Source organism: Verrucomicrobiota bacterium, assembly GCA_019247695.1.
Taxonomy (GTDB): domain Bacteria; phylum Verrucomicrobiota; class Verrucomicrobiia; order Chthoniobacterales; family JAFAMB01; genus JAFBAP01.
In genome coordinates this window covers 1-18,655 of record JAFBAP010000115.1, presented here as the reverse complement: position 1 = coordinate 18,655, position 18,655 = coordinate 1, and the positions used below count along the sequence as shown (strand labels likewise).

The window sequence follows — 18,655 nt, the reverse complement described above, 5'->3', positions numbered from 1 at the left end:
CCAGGTCCGGATGGCTTAAGAACATCGGGAGGTTGTATATTGGATCCGGCAGAAACGAAGCGCATCGGAGACCTGCGAAAGGCAAAGGCTCACTGGGTGTCCCGTGACACGATCGTCTGGCCGGGAGCGGAGGCCGGCAGGAATTACCGCCTGTATCACGCCCCGAACGGCGGAATCCACGTGGCCTCGGGCGGCGTCGAGGGTGGCTCAGCGGTTGGCCTGCAGGTCGCCCCTGAAGGTATACCCGTGCCGGTGCTCGAAAAGCTCCCGCAATTGGCGGGGGCAACGGCGCTCAAACTTCCGGAAGAGGCCTTGGGCGACCTTTGCTCCCTGCTCAAAGGACAATTGATCGTGGTCAAAGCGCAGGTTGAACAACCGCTCGGCGCCACGTCCCTCCAGGTCGCGGGCGTTCTGGACGATGAATTCTATTACGCCGGACCGCTGGGGGCCGAGCCGAACCGTAACGGGGTGGTTTTTCGCCTCTGGGCGCCGACTGCCCGGTCGGTTCGGCTCCTGATTTTCGACGAGCCGGCGGCCGGGAAGCCGGAAGCGATCTATCGCCTGACCCCAAGGAGCCGGGGGCTATGGAGCCTGGAGGTGAATGACCCCGCCTGGGTCAATCACAAATACTACCTCTATGAGGTCGAGGTTTTCGCACGCGAACAGGGTAAGGTGGTCACAAACCGGGTGACCGATCCGTATTCGCTGGGCCTTTCGGCCAATTCCACGAAGTCGCTCGTGGTTGATCTGAACTCACCGTTGAGCAGGCCGGCTTCCTGGGGAGCCGTCCCTAAACCGCCGCTCCGGTCGGTCAACGACATTGTGCTTTACGAGCTGCACGTGCGCGACTTTTCAGCCGTTGACGAGACGGTGCCGGAGCAGGACCGGGGCAAGTACACCGCGTTCAATCACCCGTCCTCAAACGGCATGCGCCACCTGGCGAGCTTGGCGGCGGCGGGTCTGACCCACCTCCACCTCCTACCGGCGTTCGATTTCAGCTCGGTACCGGAGCCGGCTTCCGAACAAAAGCGGCCTCAAATCGAGCCATGCCCGGACCCGGCTTCGACCCAGCCGCAAGCTGCCGTTGCCGCCGTCAAGGATCAGGACGCCTATAACTGGGGGTACGACCCCTGCCACTATACCGTGCCTGAAGGCAGTTACGCCACTTCGCCCCACGGGCTCACGCGCATTCGCGAGTTCCGCGAAATGGTGCAGGCCTTGCACGCCGCTGGGCTGCGCGTGGTGATGGATGTGGTTTACAACCATACGGCGGCTGCAGGGCAAGATCCGGCCTCCGTATTGGATCGCATCGTGCCCGGCTATTATCACCGGCTCGACGGAGACGGCGACCCGTACACCAACACCTGCGGCCCCGCTACGGCTTCCGAGCATCGCATGTTTGAGAAGCTCATGATCGATTCGCTCAGCACCTGGGCCGGGCAGTACGGGATCGATGGGTTCCGGTTCGACCTGATGGGCTTCCATTTCAGGCAAAATCTGCTGCGCATCCGGGAAGCATTGCAGAAAATCGATTCGTCAATCTACCTTTACGGCGAAGGTTGGGATTTCGGCGAGGTCGCCCGTAACGCGCTCGGGCTGAACGCAACGCAGGCGAACATGGCCGGTACGGGCATCGGCACATTCAACGACCGCGGCCGCGACGCGATCCGCGGCGGCCTGCCGTTCGACCGGGGAGAGCGATTAATGCTCAATCAGGGATTCGTCAATGGCCTCTGGTACGACAACAACGGGGAACGGCCGCCGAACCGGAGTCAGCAGATAATTCTTCTGCACCTGACTGACCTTGCCCGGCTGGCGCTGGCCGGCACCTTGCAAGATTATGTTCTGGTCGACAAGGACGGAAACCGGGTGACCGGTGCGCAGCTTGAATATTGCGGCCGGCCTGCCGGGTACGCGCTTCAGCCCGGCGACGTCATCAACTACGTCGCGGCGCATGACAACCAGACCTTGTTTGATAACGATCAGTACAAGTTACCCGCCGGCACGCCGATGGCTGATCGCGTCCGGGTGAACAACCTGGCGTTAGCGACCGTCGCCCTGGCTCAGGGCATCCCGTTTTTTCATGCCGGCGACGAGCTGTTGCGGTCGAAATCGTTCGACCGCAACAGCTATAATTCGGGCGACTGGTTTAACCGTCTGGATTTTTCTTACCGGACAAACAATTACGGCGTCGGCCTGCCCCCGGAAGAAGAGAACGGCGCAGAATGGCCCCTGCAAGCCCCGCTCCTCCGGAATCCGGAGCTCAAACCGGCCTACGCTGACATCGTCTCCGCGCACCAATTCTTTCTCGAGTTGCTCCGGATCCGGAGATCGACCCCGCTGTTCCGGCTCCCGACCGGCGATGAAATCAAGGCGCGGGTGGCCTTCGGCAATACCGGGCCCGGCCAGCAGCCCGGACTGATTGTGATGACGATCAGCGACCGCACAGGTGCAGACCTGGACCCGGATCTGCGCAGCGTGGTGGTGTTTTTTAATGCCGATAAGGTGCCGAAGGTGGTGGTTATGCCCGAGTACACGGGGCTTTCACTCGAACTTCACCCGATCCAACGCGCTTCCGCAGCGGACCAGGTCGTCAGGGAATCGGGGTTCGACGCCCGTTCGGGCACGTTCACGATCCCGGCACGGACCACGGCGGTTTTCATTGAGCCGGGGTAGCTTGAGTTTCGAGAGCGCACTTGGCAGTCCCGCACATTCCTGTCATCTTAATTGAACCAGCCGCCATGAAGACCGCCGGCGTTAATGAACTGCACGCCCTAGTCGTTGAGGCCTTGAGTAAGGGCGATGGCCATAAGTTGGCCGACGCCATCGTGCGCGCCACCGAGTTGGCCGAAGCCGAGCTGCGTCCGGTGACCCGCGACTACCTTGACGCGCGCCTGACGGCGGGAGCATCCGACCTGCAGAAGGCCCTGACGGACTTGCGAACTGAATTGAAGCAAGAAATGGCGGATTTGCGAACCGAGCTGAAGCAGCAAATGGCGGACTTGCGGGCCGAACTGAAGCAAGAAATGGCAGACTTGCGGGCCGAATTGCAGCAGCAAATGGCGGACTTGCGAGCCGAGTTGCAGCAGCAAATGGCGGACTTGCGAACTGAATTGAAGCAAGAAATGGCGGACTTGCGGGCCGAATTGCAGCAGCAAATGGGGGATTTGCGGGCCGAATTGCAGCAACAAACGGCGGACTTGCGGGCCGAGTTGCAGCAACAGATTGCCGACGTGCGAGCTGATCTGATCGACAAGATGCGCACGCAGCAAATGTGGACGGTCGGGACCTTTGTCCTGCTTCTCGCGAGCGTCGTCCTGCAGCACTACTGGAAGTAGACCGATCGGGTTTCTTCGTTGCGCGAGGCCCGTTTGCGGCAGGTTGACGCAGCCGGTCCCGGCCAAGCCGGCGGTGTCACCGGATCTGATTCATCGTTGTGCGGACCTGGCCCTCATCCCTTGCCTTTTGAAGATCCTGCTTACGGCCGACTTGCACCTGTTGCGGGCCAGCCGGGAACACACGCTGAGCGTTCTCGCGTCCTGGGTCGACCGGCTTCGTCCGGAGGTCATGGTGATTGCGGGGGACGTAGCCAGTGCACCTCAGGCGGCCGAGGCACTCCTGGCGTTACGCCGCATCTTTTCGCAAGGATGGTTGGCGATCTGTCTGGGCAACCATGATTTCTGGATGCATGACGAGGCGCGGCCACGTTATGCGAGCCTTGAGCAGGTGGTCGAAGAGCACTGGTTGCCCGCCACCCGGCAGGCGGAGGTGGTGTTGCTTGACAGCGGCAACCTGGAACTGCCTGACCTTTACCTGGTCGGCGGTTACGGCCATTATGACCTCGGTTTCGCCGTGCCCGGACTCGCGTACGGCGACCTGAAGATTTCAGAGGCGGATTACCTGCGGGGCGCTTGTCCCGAGGTGTCGGCCATGCGCTGGCGCGATTTCCAGCTCATGCCGGCCATCCAGACCGGCCTGCATGAGGTGGCGGCAGCGCAGGTGACGGGCTTTGAGCGTCGCCTGATCCAGACCGGGATGAAACCCGTGCTGGCCGTCATGCACACGGCGCCCTTCCAGGAGTTACTCGGAATTCCCCCCTTGCCGGTGGGGGTGCCTCCGCCCGAGCGCGCATTTTTTCGGGCGTACCTGGGTAACCGCGGCATGGGCGTGATGCTGCGACGGCACCTGCACCGCCTGTGCGGCATCGTGTGCGGCCACACCCACCGGCCGGCCGGGCCGGTGGATGTCAACGGTGTGCCCGGCGTGAACGTCGGGTCGGATTACGGTGCGCCCAAGGCCGTCGTGTACGAGGTTGCAGAATCCAGGTTCTGGCGGGTACCGGACCGGCTGTCATAACCTCAGCCATTGCCCCGGCGGGCCTGAGTAGTAGATTATTGAGCACCTTCATCTGCCGGGGCCGGCGGATTTCCTGCGGTTGAAAGCTGGGCGTCCGGTTTCCGGTCCGCCTTATGCCCTTTCCGCTCCACTCAGTTGACGATCACGCGCGCTACGGCCATCTTCCCGGTTCCGCAATCCGGCCTATGGACCATATCCGTAACATCGCCATCATTGCTCACGTTGATCACGGGAAGACGACCTTGGTCGATCAACTGCTGCGCCAATCGGGGACCTTCCGCGCCAATCAGAAGGTCGAAGAACGGGTCATGGACTCCATGGACCTGGAGCGCGAGAAGGGCATCACGATCAAGGCCAAAAATGCCGCGTTCCGCTACAAGCATTATCACGTCAACATCGTTGATACCCCGGGCCACGCTGATTTCGGCGGCGAAGTCGAGCGCATAATGAAGATGGTCGACGGCGTCCTGCTGGTGGTCGATGCCCATGATGGGCCGCAGGCGCAGACAAAATTTGTTTTGCGCAAGGCCCTCCAGAATCACGCCAAACCGGTCGTCGTGATCAACAAGATCGATCGGGAGAACGCCCGGCCGCACAAGGTGTTGGACATGGTTTTCGACTTGTTCGTGGAATTGAACGCCACCGACGAGCAACTCGATTTTCCGGTGATCTACGCCAGCGCCAAAGAAGGGTTTGCCGTGCGGGAAATCCACGAGAGCAACGATAACCTGGAACCGTTGTTTGAAGCGATCGTGAAACACATCCCGCCTCCCCCCAAGGTGCCGGAAACTTATTTTCAGCTGCTCGTGTCCAACCTGGATTACAGCGATTACCTCGGCCGCATCGCCCTTGGCCGAATCGTGAGCGGCCGGGTTTGCGTGGGGGATTCCGTGGTGCTGATCCGAAAGGACGGCCAGCGCGAGCGAGCCAATGTGACCGCCCTTTTTGGGCACCAGGGCCTTGAGCGCATCGAGATCAAATGCGCCGGGGCCGGCGACATCATCGGCTTGGCCGGCTTCGAAGAAATTTCGATCGGCGAAACCCTTACCGACCTGGAAGAACGGCCTGCGCTTGAGTTCGTCGACATCGACCCGCCCACGATCCAGATGAACTTCGTCGTGAACGATTCACCCCTGGCAGGGAGGGAAGGAAAGTTCCTGACGGCGCGTCACCTCAAAGAGCGACTGGTACGCGAAACCCGGACCAATGTGTCGCTGGGATTTCAGGAAACCGAGGTCGCAGGAGTCTTTACGGTCAGCGCCCGCGGCGAAATGCAGATTGCCATCCTGGTCGAGCAGATGCGGCGCGAGGGGTTCGAACTACTGGTTTCCCGGCCCGAAGTCATCTTTAAACGGGATCAGGACGGCGAACTTCTGGAACCGTTCGAAACACTGTATGTCGATGTGCCCAACGAAAACCTGGGTGACATCCTCCAGTCACTGGCTGGGCGCAGGGCTGAGATCGCCAATATGGATCACCAGACCAAGAGCGTGCTGGTAAAAGCCGTGATTCCGACCCGCGGCCTCATCGGTTTTGAAGCGGACCTGGTGAATCTGACCCGTGGCCTTGGTTCCATGAGCCACTTGTTCAAGGAGTACGGCCCTTATAAAGGGGAGGTTTCCAGCCGCAACAACGGCGTCCTGGTTGCCATGGAGGGTGGTGTCTCCACGGCTTACGCCTTGAACAACGTGCAGGAACGGGGGCGCTTGTTCGTCGGGCCGCAGGAGGATATTTACGAAGGCATGATCGTCGGCGAGAACTCGCGGCCGGATGACCTGACCGTTAACCCCTGCAAAACCAAGCACCTGACCAATATGCGCAGCCAGGGGGAAGGTAAAGGGGTGCAGCTGGCGCCCCCGTTGAAGATGAGCTTGGAACGCGCCCTGGAATACATCGGCCCGGACGAGTACGTCGAAGTGACCCCTAAAACCCTGCGGTTACGAAAGAAAATTCTGGGTTCAACGGCCCGGAAACGGGCTTCGTCGAAGGTTTTGGTTGCCTGATACGGATCCGCCGGGTCGGTTTACGTTACCGAACGCGCGGTGCATCAGGTCGATGAGCCTTCAGACGCCGCGCGTTTTATATTTTTATGGCGGGCCTGAGAGCCGGCGTTTTGCCCGTAAAACGTTTGCGAGGGTTGACAAACGCGCATAAATGAGGTTTCTTTGCGCCATCGTTGGGTGATGCGCTAATCGGCGGTTCTCCGGGCTGTCTTCTCCTTGGTCGCGAGTGCGTCGCTTTTTAAACCTTAACCACTCAGTTATCGTCTCTTTGCCCGAAATTATGGCGGGTCATAGTAAATGGTCAAAAGTAAAGCGTTTTAAGGGAACGCTCGATGCCAAACGCGGCAAGCTTTTCAGTAAGCTGGCCAAGGAAATCCTTGTATCCGCCCGTATGGGGGGCGGTGATCCCGACCTTAATCCGCGGTTGCGCTCGGCCGTTTTGGCTGCGCGCGCTCAGAACATGCCGAACGACACGATCGAGCGGGCCATTAAGAAGGGAACGGGAGAAATTTCCGGCGGAATCGTCGAGGAGCTTGTCTATGAGGGGTACGGTCCCGAAGGGGTTGCGCTGATCGTCGAAGCGGCCACCGACAACAAAAACCGGACCGCCGCGGATATCCGAAGCATCTTCAGCAAGAATCATGGGCACTTGGCGGCATCCGGGGCGGTGTCCTACATGTTCAAGCGCCGTGGCCAGCTAACGGTGCTGGGCAGCGCCGTTCAAGAAGACCAATTGTTAGAAATCGTGTTGGACGCGGGAGCCGAAGACCTTACCACAGACGAAGATCTGTATGTCGTAACGACCCCGCATGATCGTTTGTATCAGGTCGGCGAAGCCATTCGTAAACAGGGTATCAATATCGAAACCCAGAAACTCACCTTCGTTCCCGACAACGCCATTGCGATCACGAATGAGACGACAGCGACTCAGGTTCTGCGGCTATATGACGCTCTGGATGATAACGATGATGTTCAAAACGTTTACGGCAACTTCGATATCTCGGACGAGCTGCTGACCAAATTATCTAACCATTCCGGTTAAAGGTTAAATAACAGCTTTTATAGAAAACGTTATGGCGGAATTTGACGAACAGCCAACGTTATTGAGCGACGATACGGAAAAGGTTAAAAAGCCTAAACGTACGCGCTCCGTTACCGCTGCGAAGACGACGAAAAAGCCGGTAGCCAAAAAGACCGGCGTCAAACGGACCAAAAAACCTGCTCCGGTGGCCGAAGTGGCTGCCAACGAAGCGAATGGGCAGGCGGTTGCCGTGAATGAAACCGAATCTCTGCCTCTGGAGGCGCCCGGCCGGGAAACGCCTGAGCGGCCGTCCGAAGGCCGGGAGGCGCCCGGCCGCCCGGGTGATGGTAAACTCGGCAGCCGGGGATCGCGCCGCACGGAGGCGCCGCTTTTTGAACCCGCTGAACCAGCCCGGACCGGGGAAGTACGCGTTTGGTCGCCGGAACGCTCCCCCAGGACTTCTCCTGCGCCTGCTGCCGAGGCGGAGCCGGCTGAACCAGCGCCGGTTAAAGATCGAGACGACTCGGCCGTTGTGGTGGAGGCGCCGCGGCCTGAACCGGTCTACGGCGAAGGGTTGATCGAAGTGTCCGGTAAAGGCTTCGGCTTTTTGCGGGATCCGAAACGCAACTACATGCAGTCGCCGCAGGACATCTTTGTTACGCCGGAGGTGGTGCGCAAGCACGCGCTGCGTGACGGTTTGTGGATTAAAGGTGAGATCCGGCGCGGCAGCCGGGGACCGCAGCTCTTCAAACTGGTGTCCATCAACAACGAGGACCCGGACAAATATCGTAATCTCCCTGTTTTCGAGGAACTAACCTCCATTAACCCCATTGAACGTATCCGGCTCGAGACCGTGCCGGACCGATACACCACACGGGTGATGGATTTGATGACGCCGATCGGCAAGGGCCAGCGCGGCCTGATCGTGGCGCCGCCTCGTACCGGCAAGACGACGTTGCTGCAGCACATCGCGGATGCGGTTTGCAAAAACCATCCGGAGATGAACCTGATTATTCTGCTGGTGGACGAACGTCCGGAGGAAGTAACGGAGATCCGGCGAACCGTGCCTAAAGCCGACATCATGGCCAGCTCGAATGACAGCGACCTCAAAAGCCATACGCGGATCGCGCAACTTGCCATCGAGCGTGCCAAGCGTCTGGTTGAAGCGGGCAAGGATGTGTTTGTGCTGATGGATTCGCTGACCCGAATCGGGCGTGCCTTTAACAACGCCATCTCCGGCAGCGGCCGAACCATGAGCGGCGGTATGGATTCGCGGGCGATGGAGATTCCCCGCAAACTGTTTGCCGCTGCACGCAACACCGAAGAGGCCGGTTCCCTGACGATCATGGCCACCGCCCTGATCGAAACGGGTTCGAAGATGGACGAACTCATCTTCCAGGAATTCAAAGGCACGGGTAACATGGAAATGGTCCTCGATCGCCAGATCAGTGACCAGCGCACTTACCCGGCCATCGACATCTTCAAGTCGGGTACGCGCCGCGAAGAACTGCTGCTGCCGGCTCACCAGCTCGATAAGATTAACATGATCCGGCGCGGCTTGGCCGGGCATCGTCCGGCGGAAGCGATTGAGCGGTTGCTCTCGTTCCTGCGGAAGTTTCCGACTAACGCCCAAATGCTGCGCGAAATCCCCGGGTAGACTTACGTTTCCGGCCGGCGGTGGTGCCGGCCGGAGGGCATCTTTGCCGCCGTGCCGAAGGAATCAAAACCTGACTACCTGGACTTTGAGGTCCTGCCAAAGACCGGCTCGCGTGTCAGGAACTCCCCCGAGACGACGACTGACCCGGTCATCTGGCTGGTTAGCCGCGTTCTGGACACGATCTTTCGCATTCCCGGTACCCGCATCCGGTTCGGCCTCGAACCGGTGATCGGCTTGATCCCGGTCCTCGGGGATCAGGTCACCACCCTGATCTCCGCCGCGCTTTTGTTTCGCAGCTTGCAGCACCGTTTGCCGAAAATCGCCCTCGTCCGAATGGGGCTGAATATTGCGATCAACGGCCTGATCGGGATGATTCCGCTCATCGGCGATCTTTTTGTACTCTGGTATAAACCGAATATCCGAAACTACCGGATCCTGCAGCGCCATGTCGGCCAGGCCGGGAAGTCCAGCCGTGCCGACTGGTTTTTCGTGCTTGCAATTGTCGGGGTGACGTTTTTGCTAACGACCCTGTTCGGCGCATTCATCGGTTATGCCGTGATCCGTGCATTGCAAAGCCCATTTTAGCGTCCCCCTATGAACCTCGTCTATTTAGTGGCTAACGGTGATCTGCGTCTTTCTGCAAACCAGCAATGCTGGCCCACGCAGGAGGCAATGGAGCAAACGCTTACCGAGGCAATCGAAAAAGAAGGGTGGACCGTCAGGCGCGGCCATCCGTTCGACCCGCAGAAACGACACGGCTTCATTGATAGCCAGAAAATGGGCATCCAGGTTTTCCAGACGATTCCGAGGCAGGTGCCGTTGGTGGTCGCGGAATCGGTCTGGCAGTACAGCCAACACCTGTTGCCCGGTTTGTCGGCGCACGAGGGGCCGATTCTGACGCTTGCCAATTGGAGCGGCACCTGGCCTGGCTTGGTTGGTCTGCTCAACCTGAACGGCTCGCTCACAAAGGCCGGCGTCGATTACAGCACGCTCTGGAGCGAAGATTTTAAAGATAAATTCTTCGTCAAACACCTGCGCCGGTGGCTGGCGGACGGCACGATCAAGCACGACACCTCGCACGTGACCAAATACAAGGATGTGAAGGTGCCCGGTGCGGCGCGCCGGCTGGGCGAACGGGTTGCCGTTCAGCTTAAACATACGCCTGCCATCCTGGGGATCTTCGACGAGGGCTGTATGGGGATGTACAACGCCATCATCCCGGAGGAACTGTTGCAGCCCCTGGGCGTGTTCAAAGAGCGATTAAGCCAGTCGTCTCTGTACGCCAACATGCAATCTGTCTCCGAAGGCGAGGCGCGCGCGGTCTACGAATGGTTGCTGAATCGCGGGGTCAAGTTTCACTTCGGACCGAATGAAGAAACCGATCTAACCGAAAACCAGGTCCTGCAGCAGTGCAAGATGTACATTTCCGCGCTGCGGATCGCCGAAAGGTTTGGCTGCTCGGCCATCGGGATCCAGTACCAGCAGGGGTTGGCGGATCTCACCCCCGCTTCCGACCTGGTCGAAGGTTTGCTCAACAACGTTGAACGTCCTCCTTCCTGCGCGGAATCGAATGGTAAGGAACTTTTTGCCGGGCAGGCTCTCCCCCATTTCAACGAGGTTGACGAATGCGCCGGCCTGGATGCATTGATTACTAACCGCGTCTGGCGCGAGCTCAGGTACCCGCCGGAAACAACCCTGCACGACCTGCGATGGGGCCGGCGTTATCAGGACGATCACCTTGACGCCTATGTGTGGGTTTTCCTCATCAGCGGCGGGGCGCCGCCCGCCCACTTTACCGGCGGTTATCAGGGCACGCACAGCTACCGCCAACCGCCGATGTACTTTCGTCTCGGCGGAGGTACGTGCCAGGGTGTTAGTAAGCCGGGGTGGGTGGTTTGGAGCCGGGTTTACATCATCAACGGCCAACTCGCGTTCGACACCGGTCTGGCCGAGGTCGTCAGACTTCCGGAGCACGAAACCGAGGAACGTCTTCGGCTTACTTCGCCGCAATGGCCGATCATGCACGCAGTCTTACAAGGCATTACCCGCGACCAGATGATGGCGCGGCATAAATCTAACCACATTCAGGTCGCTTACGCACCAGACCGCAAATCGGCGCAGCACGCCATGTTTGCGAAGGCGGCGGCGATGGCTGAGCTTGGCTTGAAGGTGGCATTTTGCGGGACAATGTAAGCTGCTGCATTCGGAGAAAACCATGAGTGATTCGTCGTCTGCATCCGACGTAGCTCGGCTGCTCGAATTGGCTCACGAGTTTGGCAACAAGGAATTTACCATCCTAGGCGAAGGCAACGTCTCCTGTCGCGCCGGGCAGGATACCTTCCTCGTTAAAGCGAGCGGCAGCACCCTTGGAACTTTGACCGAACTGGAGCTGACGGAGTGCAGGTTTGCGCCGTTGCTGGACGCGATCGCGAAACCCGCGCTGTCCGACGAGGAAGTTGAGCAGGTCTTATTGGGAAGCCGGGTCCGGCCGTCGGCCTTGAAACCGTCCGTTGAGACATTCTTCCACGCTTACCTTCTCTCGCTGCCGGGCGTACGATTCGTGGGGCATACTCACCCGATTCCTATCAACCAGGTCCTTTGCACCTCACATGCGCAAACGTTCGCGGAATGCCGGCAAACACCTGACGAAATTGTGTGCTGCGGACCAGCTTCACTCCTGGTGCCCTACGTGGATCCCGGACTGGTCCTCGCCCAGGAGATTCAGGCGCGTTTGCAGGACCTGCAATCGCGCTCCGAGCGGCGGCCGCGGGTGATCCTGCTCGAAAATCACGGCATCATCACCTTCGGGCCCAGCGTCGAAGCGGTTCGGTCAGCGATGTTGATGGCCGTCAAAGCTGCGCAGATATACCTTGGCGCGCAGCTTCTCGGTGGTTTGCGCCACCTGCCGGACAAGGAAGTCGAACGCATCGACCAGCGGCTCGACGAAAAACACCGGCAAAAAATGCTGCGGATCTAAAATGGCACAAGCGGAATAATTCCACGCCCGGTACGCTGCCGCCCCGAACGCCGAACTTTACCCGCCACCCGCCACTTCTTCATTTGTGGCATTCACCCCTCTTGGATCAGGCTCAGGTAAGCCCCTTCCAGGCGCGCCGCCTGCACCTTGAGATCAAATTTCCGGCGAACGGCCTCGGCCGCGGCTTGCCCCAGGGCGGCACGGAACGCGTCGTCGCGAGTAATCTCAAGAAGGCCCTCCGCCACTTGCCCCGGTGACCGCTCATCCGTCAGAAAACCGTTTACCCGATGTTCAATCGCCTCGGGGATGCCACCGTGACGGGTAGCAACGGCGGGCAAACCGGTCGCCATAGCCTCCAGTAAACTGTTTGGCACGCCTTCCTGGTTGCCGTCTCGAGCCGTCTCGCTTGGGTGCACGAAGAGATGCGCATCGTAATAGAGCCGGCGCAGTTCGTCAGGCGCCAAAAAGCCGGTGAACCGGACGGACTTCGTCACCCCGAGGCGGGCCGCCAATTCGACGAGCGCCGGCCGCAGTTCGCCATCGCCGGCCACCGTCAGAAACGCCTGCGGCCATGCGTCCCGAAACTTCGCGAACGCTTGCAGCGTGGTCTCGAGTCCCTTTTTTTCTATCAACCTGCAAGCCTGCAACAGGTGCCAGCGCCCATCCGGCGGTGCCGGCCGCGCTTGGAACGGATAAAACTCCAAAGGAATGCCGGTTCGCTGGAGTCGAAGCTTTTCAGGGGGACACCCCAGTTCGATGAGCGCTTGGACGAGGGACTCAGACCGGGCTAAAACCAGCCGTGCACCGCCGAACACCCGCCGGAGCCGGCCAAGAGCCGCCGGGGACCGCATATCGACCTGGGTATCGGCGCCGTGGAATGAGACTACAACCGGAAGCTCGATTCGCCGGATCAGTGGTTCCCAAAAGATCGCGTTATTACCGAAATAAATATGGAGCATTCTGCAGCCGTGATTCCGGAGTCGCCGCCGGAAGGCGGCCACTTCGCCCGGGAAAGCCGTTTGCGGAATCCTGAGAACCTGTTTTTGCCAGATCCTTCGCCACCAGCGGAACGCCGAACGCGGAAGGATTTCGCACCGTTCGTACGGAAACCGGCTGGCGCACTCGCGTTTGAAAGCGAAGACGATGGGCTGCGTGCGTTCAAGGCAGGCAATCTGCCGGTACACGTGCAGCATTTCCGGACGCAAAAAGGTCGGGCAGAACACGGCGATGACCGGTCGCCGGGTGAGGGGAGATGCTGGGCCGGCCTTAAGGTCGCCGCCCAGGCTGGTCGAAGATAGAGGTTGATCCGTCACAAAAACAAAAAGGCCGGGGCTCGCTGCCCCAGCCTCTCACGAACCCGCCTGCAAAGGCGCCCTAAAACGGAAACGAGATCAACCGCCAGAAGCGGCCCCGCTCCTGTCGATCGCGCCGGTCAGCCGCAACGACTTGTTCGCCGCTTCCATACCGGCGCGGAGCCAGCGGGTTAAGCAGCTGCAGCTTGTTCGGCGCCGCGATAAACTTCCGTGCGATGTCAGAGTTTGAATTCTGCTCAATCGCAGCACGCGGCGGTTCAGGTTGCGGCACCACCCGCGGGGTGGTCCGGAATTCCTGGATCTGCTGGGCAAGAGCGCCGCTGCTCAGAGCCATCACGGATAAAAACAGGGCGAGAAAAAGTGATTTCATAAAGATACCCCTGATTTCTTACGCTAATATAGCTTGTCTCTTTAGTAACGAAACTGGATCTTTCAGCGGATGTCTGCGGCCGCATCCTTGGGCGGGTACCGGGTTTTTCGCAGTTTTTTCGCATTTCAGAGGCGTTCCGGCAGCACGTTCAGGGTCGCGGCAAGGCGTAACCGCGCCGGAGGAGTTCGCCTGCACTAAACGATTCGATCCGGGGCACGTCACGAACGTGCCGGTCCGGCCCGAAAAAGAAATCATACTTTTTGCGCTGTTCGGGATCATCCCGGTCCAGCGGGCCGGTTCCTTTCTCGACCAGTTTTCCGTCCTGGATGTAGTAGTAAGTCACGTCGCTCAGCAGGTTGGATTGATCCCGGTCCTGATTGTCCAACTCCAGGCTGTAACCCTGGGCCATACCCTCGCGCTGCAATTCCGGGATCGGGCCCACGTAGATTTCTCTGAAGTCAATCAGCACGTCCGCGTTTGCCGGTGTGATCCTTCGGTAACCACCGGAAACCGGGGTATAGCCGGCCCACAACCAAGTGTTGGGCCCGGACCGGCGGTACCAGGTGCCGACAAACACTTCCGGACGGCCGTCGCCATCAACGTCGACGGTAACCTTTTTGAGGATCAGTAACTGCCCGGCGTTCGCCTTCCGGTCCGGCACATTCATCGCCAGATAATCAGCCACCGGGTCCGCGACCACCGCCGGCTCCGCATCGGTTGCAACCAGGGCCAGGGCCAACCGCATCCCGGCAAGCCCGGCCAACACGATCCATCCCCAACGCCATCGAAAACGGGCCGCCCTCATCGCTCGATACGCACAGGTTGAAACCTAAGCGGATCCCGCCATTACGTCCATGCCGGGCCTTCCCCCCTGGAAATACCGGTTCGCCTCGCTTTGTTGTGAACATGAAATATCGATATCTCGGAGGGACTGGCCTGCAGGTCAGCGAGCTTTGTCTTGGCGCAATGACATTCGGTCGCGAGAACGAAGCGACGGAGGCGGAGAGTCACCAGATGCTCGATCGCTTTGTGGAAGCCGGGGGCAATTTCATCGATACCGCCAACGTCTACAGCCGTGGCGTCTCCGAGGAAATTGTCGGCCGCTGGTTGAAACGGCAGAACCGGGATGACCTGATCGTGGCCACAAAGGTCCGGTTTCCCATGGGTGAACGTCCGAACGAGGCGGGCCTGAGCCGAAAACATATCCTCGCTTCGGCGGAGGCAAGCCTGCGCCGTCTGCAGGCGGACTACATCGACCTTTACCAGGTGCACTGCTGGGATCCGAAGACGCCCTTGGAAGAAACCATTTCAACCTTGAACCAACTGGTCCGGCGCGGGGCCGTGAGGTACCTCGGCATCAGCAACTTCACCGGTTGGCAGCTGCAGCGCGCCATTGACCTGACCCGGGAACACAACTGGGAGCCGTTCGTCTGCTTGCAACCCCAATACAACCTCCTGTGCCGCACAACGGAATGGGAGTTGATCCCGATTTCGCTCAAGGAGGGACTTGGCGTCATCCCCTGGAGCCCGCTCCGAGGTGGCTGGTTGTCGGGCAAGTTCCACCGCGGCATGTCCGCGCCCCCGCCCGGCTCCCGCATCGAGACGGCGGAGCAAAAGGGTTGGAGTGAACGGTGGAGTGCCTACAACAACGAATACACCTGGCGCGTCCTGGACGCGCTTCATGCCGTCTCGAAACAGGTGGGCAAAACGCCCGCCCAGGTTGCGATTAACTGGCTGCTTCGCAAACCCGGAGTTACCGCGCCGATCATCGGAGCACGCAACCTCGCCCAGCTTGAGGGCAATCTGGGCTCAGCCGGCTGGGAACTCTCCCCGGAACAAGTGCAGGCGTTGGACGACGCCAGTGACTACCCCCTCGTATACCCGTACGACTTCATCGCAAACGCTTCAGCCGACCGGTAACCGGGCCGCCGGATGGTTCGCCCGACTTGCGTAATCAGCAAAAATCAATTGCGCAGGTGCCGGGCGAACCCCGAGAATGGGATTTAAAAGCCTGTACTGCCCGCAAAATCCCCCAGCAAGCTATGGCCTACCTTGAACTGACTGACATCGAGAAATACTACGACGATTTCCATGCCCTGAAAAACATCAACCTGGCCATCGAGAAGGAGGAATTTGTGGTTTTTGTCGGGCCGAGCGGTTGCGGGAAGACCACCTTGCTTCGCTCCATTTCCGGGCTCGAGAGCATCAGCAGCGGCCGTATCCAGCTTGACGGGAAGGATATCACCTTCGCCCACCCTTCGAAGCGCAACGTCGCGATGGTGTTCCAGAATTACGCGCTGTTTCCGCACCTGAACGTGTTCGATAACATCGCCTTCGGGCTGAAACTGCAGCCGCTCTCCAGGGACGAGGTAAAAAAACGGGTCGACCGCGCAGCGCGGTTGCTGCACCTGGAACAGTTGCTCGCACGGAAGCCGAAACAACTCTCCGGGGGGCAACGCCAGCGCGTTGCCATCGGCCGGGCAATCGTCAAAGAACCGAAGCTGTTTCTTTTCGACGAGCCCCTATCGAACCTGGACGCCAAGCTGCGGGTTCGTATGCGCGTCGAGTTATTAAACCTGCATTACGAGACGCGTAACACGGCCGTCTACGTCACCCACGATCAGGTCGAAGCGATGACCATGGCCGATCGCATCGTCATCCTGAATGAAGGACGCATCGAGCAGGTCGGCTCGCCGCTGGAACTCTACGAAAAGCCGCGAAACCAGTTCGTGGCCGGCTTTATCGGGTCGCCCCAGATGAACATGCTGCCGCTGACGGTGGAATCGCAAAAACCTGCGCAACTGCGTTGCCGTTCCAGCGCCTTCGGCGCGATCACTCTGCCCTGCGAGGTCGACCGTCCGCTTGAAGGTAAGACCGTGACGCTGGGCGTGCGCCCGGAACACGTTCATCTCAGCGCTGCCCCGAGTACGGTTGCCCTGCCCGGGGTCGTCAACATCATTGAAAACCTGGGCAGCGAAACGTTCGTCCATGTTGAGCTCGGCGAGAACGCGATGCTCGTGGCCAAGTCCAAACCGGGTTCGGCTCCCGATCGAAACCACCGCACTCAGGCCGGCTTGGAAGTAGAACACCTCTACCTTTTCGGGGAGGACCACGAGAGCATTCCCATCACGCCTGCGCCGGTTGCAGCCGTGCCATCGAAAAGTTCCAGGAACTGAACCGGTCCAGGATCTGTGTTGGGACGGGTTGTGCCCGGATTCGGCCCACGCGGCTCGGAATCAGGGCTGCGCCTGTACCTTCGGATGGATGGGATCGGCCACGTCAATCAGATAACCCTTGCTGATCACCTCACCGGAACTTAGTTGCGCCGCCAATCGAATTGAAAGTTGGGTCGCAGATTCCCACCCGTGCTGCACGCAAAAGCGCGCCTCCGTCGCGCCGGCCGGCGAAGTGATGAGCCCATCAAACGGGATCGGCCTGGCTTTTCCATTCTGTATCCAGAAAAGGTAAAGGCGGCCGGCACGCCGGAAATTGAACTCGTCCAACGCCACCAGGGTGGAACGGTCGTTCCAATACACGCCCGCGCCCCGGGCATGTCTCACCGCGAGCGCATGCCCTTGATCGGAGAAATAGTCTCTGACGGTCGCGAGAACGCGCCCACTGCCGGCTTCAACCAGTTCATAACGCACGGGGTCGTGAACGTCGACTCTCCATTCATAGCGTTGGTCCGGGCTCGACCGGTCCTGACGCGGGATCGCCGGGGTTTGCGCACGAACCGCAGCAATCACCAGCATGACGCTGAAGAACGTCGGCAGAAGCTCCGCCGCCCGCCTCACCTTGCGGATACCGTGGCAGCTCATGGCGTCAATGTGAGTTTTTCCAGCTGCCGCCCCGGGCCACGATGTAAACCTGGCCGTAATCACTCGATCCGATCCAGGTTTCGAACTGCCGTTCCACTTGCCCGGAGCTCCGGCCCTGAGCCGAACTTTGGATGTCGATGCGTCCCAGGCCGTCCGCGCCATAATCACTTTTGCCAGCGTCGTCGCGTGCCCACTGATTCGTCGCGCCCGTGTCGATTGCCTCCACGAATTGATCGGTCGCCGGGATGTAAAGCAATGAGTGCGGCGGTACCCGGCGGAAATCTACCGCCGCCGTGGTTCCATCGACGCCGAGCGGATTGCCGTTCTCATCAGCACCGCCGCGCCAGCTTTGCAGCGCCACGGTCGAACTCGGCCAATCCGGGTCAGCATCAGAATAAACCGTGAGCCGCGCCTGATAGGCAGTCATTCCGGCCAGTTCATCGGCAGTCGGCGTGTGCAGGCCGAATCGGGCGCGGAAGGCCTGCTGGTTTGCATTGGCGTCGCCGCCGAGCACACCCAGGTCGCGGGCGCCGGCGGTAGTATTTGCACCGGCCGGATCCGAACCGGCCATTGAGGTCCCGGCCGGGCTTAATCCCGGACCGGGCGGCGTTGCGAAAGATCCGTTACCGGAGAGATCGGTCTCGGATTCGTCGCATCCGGTTACCAGCAAGGCAAGTACGCAGGCGCCGAGGGCTGCCTGCTGGGTAAAAGGGCAGGGCGCGAGTTGCGCGCCGGTATGGGAACGCCGGGAGCCGCCGGCGCGGGTGGCGATACGAGTCTGTATCAACATTAAAAAGTGTTATAGCATCCGTCGAACCCGGGGCAAGAAAAAATTAAAACATAAATAGACGATGTATGAGTAACCGCTCTTCACGCCCGCGGTCACACGGCGGGCACAGCGGGTGTGGCGGGCACAACGACTGAGTTCACACGGCGAACACGGCGAGCCACGGCGAACACGGCGGGGAGAGGGGGAAAGAGTTAGGAGGTCGGGTTCGGGGTTCGGAGCGGCAAAGAATGCCACAAATGACATCGGGTGCCGAGTGTCGGGTGTCGAGTGCCGGGTAAGAGAGACGCTATATCCGCCGCGGGCCGTCCCCTTAATCTGTGTAATCTGTGGAGGTTTTCTCTTTTCTGCGT

Annotated in this window: 16 protein-coding genes; 11 read left to right on the top strand and 5 right to left on the bottom strand. The window is 60.0% G+C overall.

Going from position 1 to position 18,655, the window contains the following annotated elements:
* The first annotated feature begins 39 nt into the window (after positions 1–39).
* The 9 genes from pulA to JO015_13445 all read left to right on the top strand — a co-directional run bounded on the left by pulA (position 40) and on the right by JO015_13445 (position 12,014).
* Positions 40–2,676: a pullulanase-type alpha-1,6-glucosidase gene (pulA, locus tag JO015_13485; GenBank protein ID MBW0000108.1), complete on the top strand. Its 2,637-nt coding sequence runs from the start codon at positions 40–42 to the stop codon at positions 2,674–2,676.
* Positions 2,677–2,741: 65 nt separating this feature from the next.
* Positions 2,742–3,338: an apolipoprotein A1/A4/E family protein gene (locus tag JO015_13480; protein ID MBW0000107.1), complete on the top strand. Its 597-nt coding sequence runs from the start codon at positions 2,742–2,744 to the stop codon at positions 3,336–3,338.
* A gap of 127 nt (positions 3,339–3,465) precedes the next feature.
* Positions 3,466–4,356: a metallophosphoesterase gene (locus JO015_13475; protein MBW0000106.1), complete on the top strand. Its 891-nt coding sequence runs from the start codon at positions 3,466–3,468 to the stop codon at positions 4,354–4,356.
* Positions 4,357–4,541: 185 nt separating this feature from the next.
* Positions 4,542–6,359, top strand: a complete 1,818-nt coding sequence (gene typA / locus JO015_13470) for a translational GTPase TypA (protein ID MBW0000105.1) — start codon at positions 4,542–4,544, stop codon at positions 6,357–6,359.
* 280 nt (positions 6,360–6,639) lie between these two features.
* Positions 6,640–7,401, top strand: coding sequence for a YebC/PmpR family DNA-binding transcriptional regulator (locus JO015_13465; GenBank protein MBW0000104.1), 762 nt, complete (start codon positions 6,640–6,642; stop codon positions 7,399–7,401).
* Between the two features lie 31 nt (positions 7,402–7,432).
* The gene (gene rho / locus JO015_13460; GenBank protein ID MBW0000103.1) at positions 7,433–9,037 is read left to right on the top strand and encodes a transcription termination factor Rho; all 1,605 of its coding nucleotides are present in this window, start codon (positions 7,433–7,435) and stop codon (positions 9,035–9,037) included.
* Between the two features lie 51 nt (positions 9,038–9,088).
* A complete protein-coding gene (locus tag JO015_13455) occupies positions 9,089–9,622 on the top strand; it encodes a DUF4112 domain-containing protein (GenBank protein ID MBW0000102.1) in 534 nt (177 codons plus the stop codon).
* Between the two features lie 9 nt (positions 9,623–9,631).
* Entirely contained in the window at positions 9,632–11,230 is a 1,599-nt protein-coding gene (locus JO015_13450; GenBank protein MBW0000101.1) for a fucose isomerase, read from the top strand.
* Between the two features lie 22 nt (positions 11,231–11,252).
* Positions 11,253–12,014: a class II aldolase gene (locus JO015_13445; protein MBW0000100.1), complete on the top strand. Its 762-nt coding sequence runs from the start codon at positions 11,253–11,255 to the stop codon at positions 12,012–12,014.
* Between the two features lie 92 nt (positions 12,015–12,106).
* Here the strand turns inward: JO015_13445 and JO015_13440 are convergent, their stop codons facing one another.
* From JO015_13440 to JO015_13430, 3 genes are all read right to left on the bottom strand, one after another.
* On the bottom strand, positions 12,107–13,327 hold the full coding sequence (locus JO015_13440) for a glycosyltransferase (protein MBW0000099.1): 1,221 nt from the start codon (positions 13,325–13,327) through the stop codon (positions 12,107–12,109).
* 61 nt (positions 13,328–13,388) lie between these two features.
* Positions 13,389–13,697, bottom strand: a complete 309-nt coding sequence (locus JO015_13435; protein ID MBW0000098.1) for a hypothetical protein — start codon at positions 13,695–13,697, stop codon at positions 13,389–13,391.
* A gap of 148 nt (positions 13,698–13,845) precedes the next feature.
* On the bottom strand, positions 13,846–14,502 hold the full coding sequence (locus JO015_13430; protein MBW0000097.1) for a VCBS repeat-containing protein: 657 nt from the start codon (positions 14,500–14,502) through the stop codon (positions 13,846–13,848).
* Positions 14,503–14,603: 101 nt separating this feature from the next.
* On the opposite strand from JO015_13430, the gene JO015_13425 reads away from it, so the two are divergent.
* Positions 14,604–15,617, top strand: a complete 1,014-nt coding sequence (locus JO015_13425) for an aldo/keto reductase (protein MBW0000096.1) — start codon at positions 14,604–14,606, stop codon at positions 15,615–15,617.
* A gap of 122 nt (positions 15,618–15,739) precedes the next feature.
* The gene (locus JO015_13420; GenBank protein MBW0000095.1) at positions 15,740–16,873 is read left to right on the top strand and encodes an ABC transporter ATP-binding protein; all 1,134 of its coding nucleotides are present in this window, start codon (positions 15,740–15,742) and stop codon (positions 16,871–16,873) included.
* A 60-nt stretch (positions 16,874–16,933) separates the two neighbouring features.
* On the opposite strand, the gene JO015_13415 is transcribed toward JO015_13420, so the two are convergent.
* Both JO015_13415 and JO015_13410 read right to left on the bottom strand, forming a co-directional pair.
* Complete coding sequence (locus tag JO015_13415) at positions 16,934–17,515, bottom strand: hypothetical protein (protein ID MBW0000094.1); 582 nt, start codon at positions 17,513–17,515, stop codon at positions 16,934–16,936.
* Positions 17,516–17,519: 4 nt separating this feature from the next.
* Entirely contained in the window at positions 17,520–18,305 is a 786-nt protein-coding gene (locus JO015_13410) for a hypothetical protein (protein ID MBW0000093.1), read from the bottom strand.
* Positions 18,306–18,655: the final 350 nt, after the last annotated feature.

What these genes read in the sequence shown, in the direction of transcription:
- typA (MBW0000105.1), top strand. Translation starts at nt 4,542, where the DNA reads ATGGACCATATCCGTAACATCGCCATCATTGCTCACGTTGATCACGGG.
- JO015_13450 (MBW0000101.1), top strand. Translation starts at nt 9,632, where the DNA reads ATGAACCTCGTCTATTTAGTGGCTAACGGTGATCTGCGTCTTTCTGCA.
- JO015_13420 (MBW0000095.1), top strand. Translation starts at nt 15,740, where the DNA reads ATGGCCTACCTTGAACTGACTGACATCGAGAAATACTACGACGATTTC.
- JO015_13445 (MBW0000100.1), top strand. Translation starts at nt 11,253, where the DNA reads ATGAGTGATTCGTCGTCTGCATCCGACGTAGCTCGGCTGCTCGAATTG.
- JO015_13410 (MBW0000093.1), bottom strand. Translation starts at nt 18,305, where the DNA reads ATGTTGATACAGACTCGTATCGCCACCCGCGCCGGCGGCTCCCGGCGT.
- JO015_13430 (MBW0000097.1), bottom strand. Translation starts at nt 14,502, where the DNA reads ATGAGGGCGGCCCGTTTTCGATGGCGTTGGGGATGGATCGTGTTGGCC.
- JO015_13480 (MBW0000107.1), top strand. Translation starts at nt 2,742, where the DNA reads ATGAAGACCGCCGGCGTTAATGAACTGCACGCCCTAGTCGTTGAGGCC.
- rho (MBW0000103.1), top strand. Translation starts at nt 7,433, where the DNA reads ATGGCGGAATTTGACGAACAGCCAACGTTATTGAGCGACGATACGGAA.
- JO015_13415 (MBW0000094.1), bottom strand. Translation starts at nt 17,515, where the DNA reads ATGAGCTGCCACGGTATCCGCAAGGTGAGGCGGGCGGCGGAGCTTCTG.
- JO015_13435 (MBW0000098.1), bottom strand. Translation starts at nt 13,697, where the DNA reads ATGAAATCACTTTTTCTCGCCCTGTTTTTATCCGTGATGGCTCTGAGC.
- JO015_13465 (MBW0000104.1), top strand. Translation starts at nt 6,640, where the DNA reads ATGGCGGGTCATAGTAAATGGTCAAAAGTAAAGCGTTTTAAGGGAACG.
- JO015_13425 (MBW0000096.1), top strand. Translation starts at nt 14,604, where the DNA reads ATGAAATATCGATATCTCGGAGGGACTGGCCTGCAGGTCAGCGAGCTT.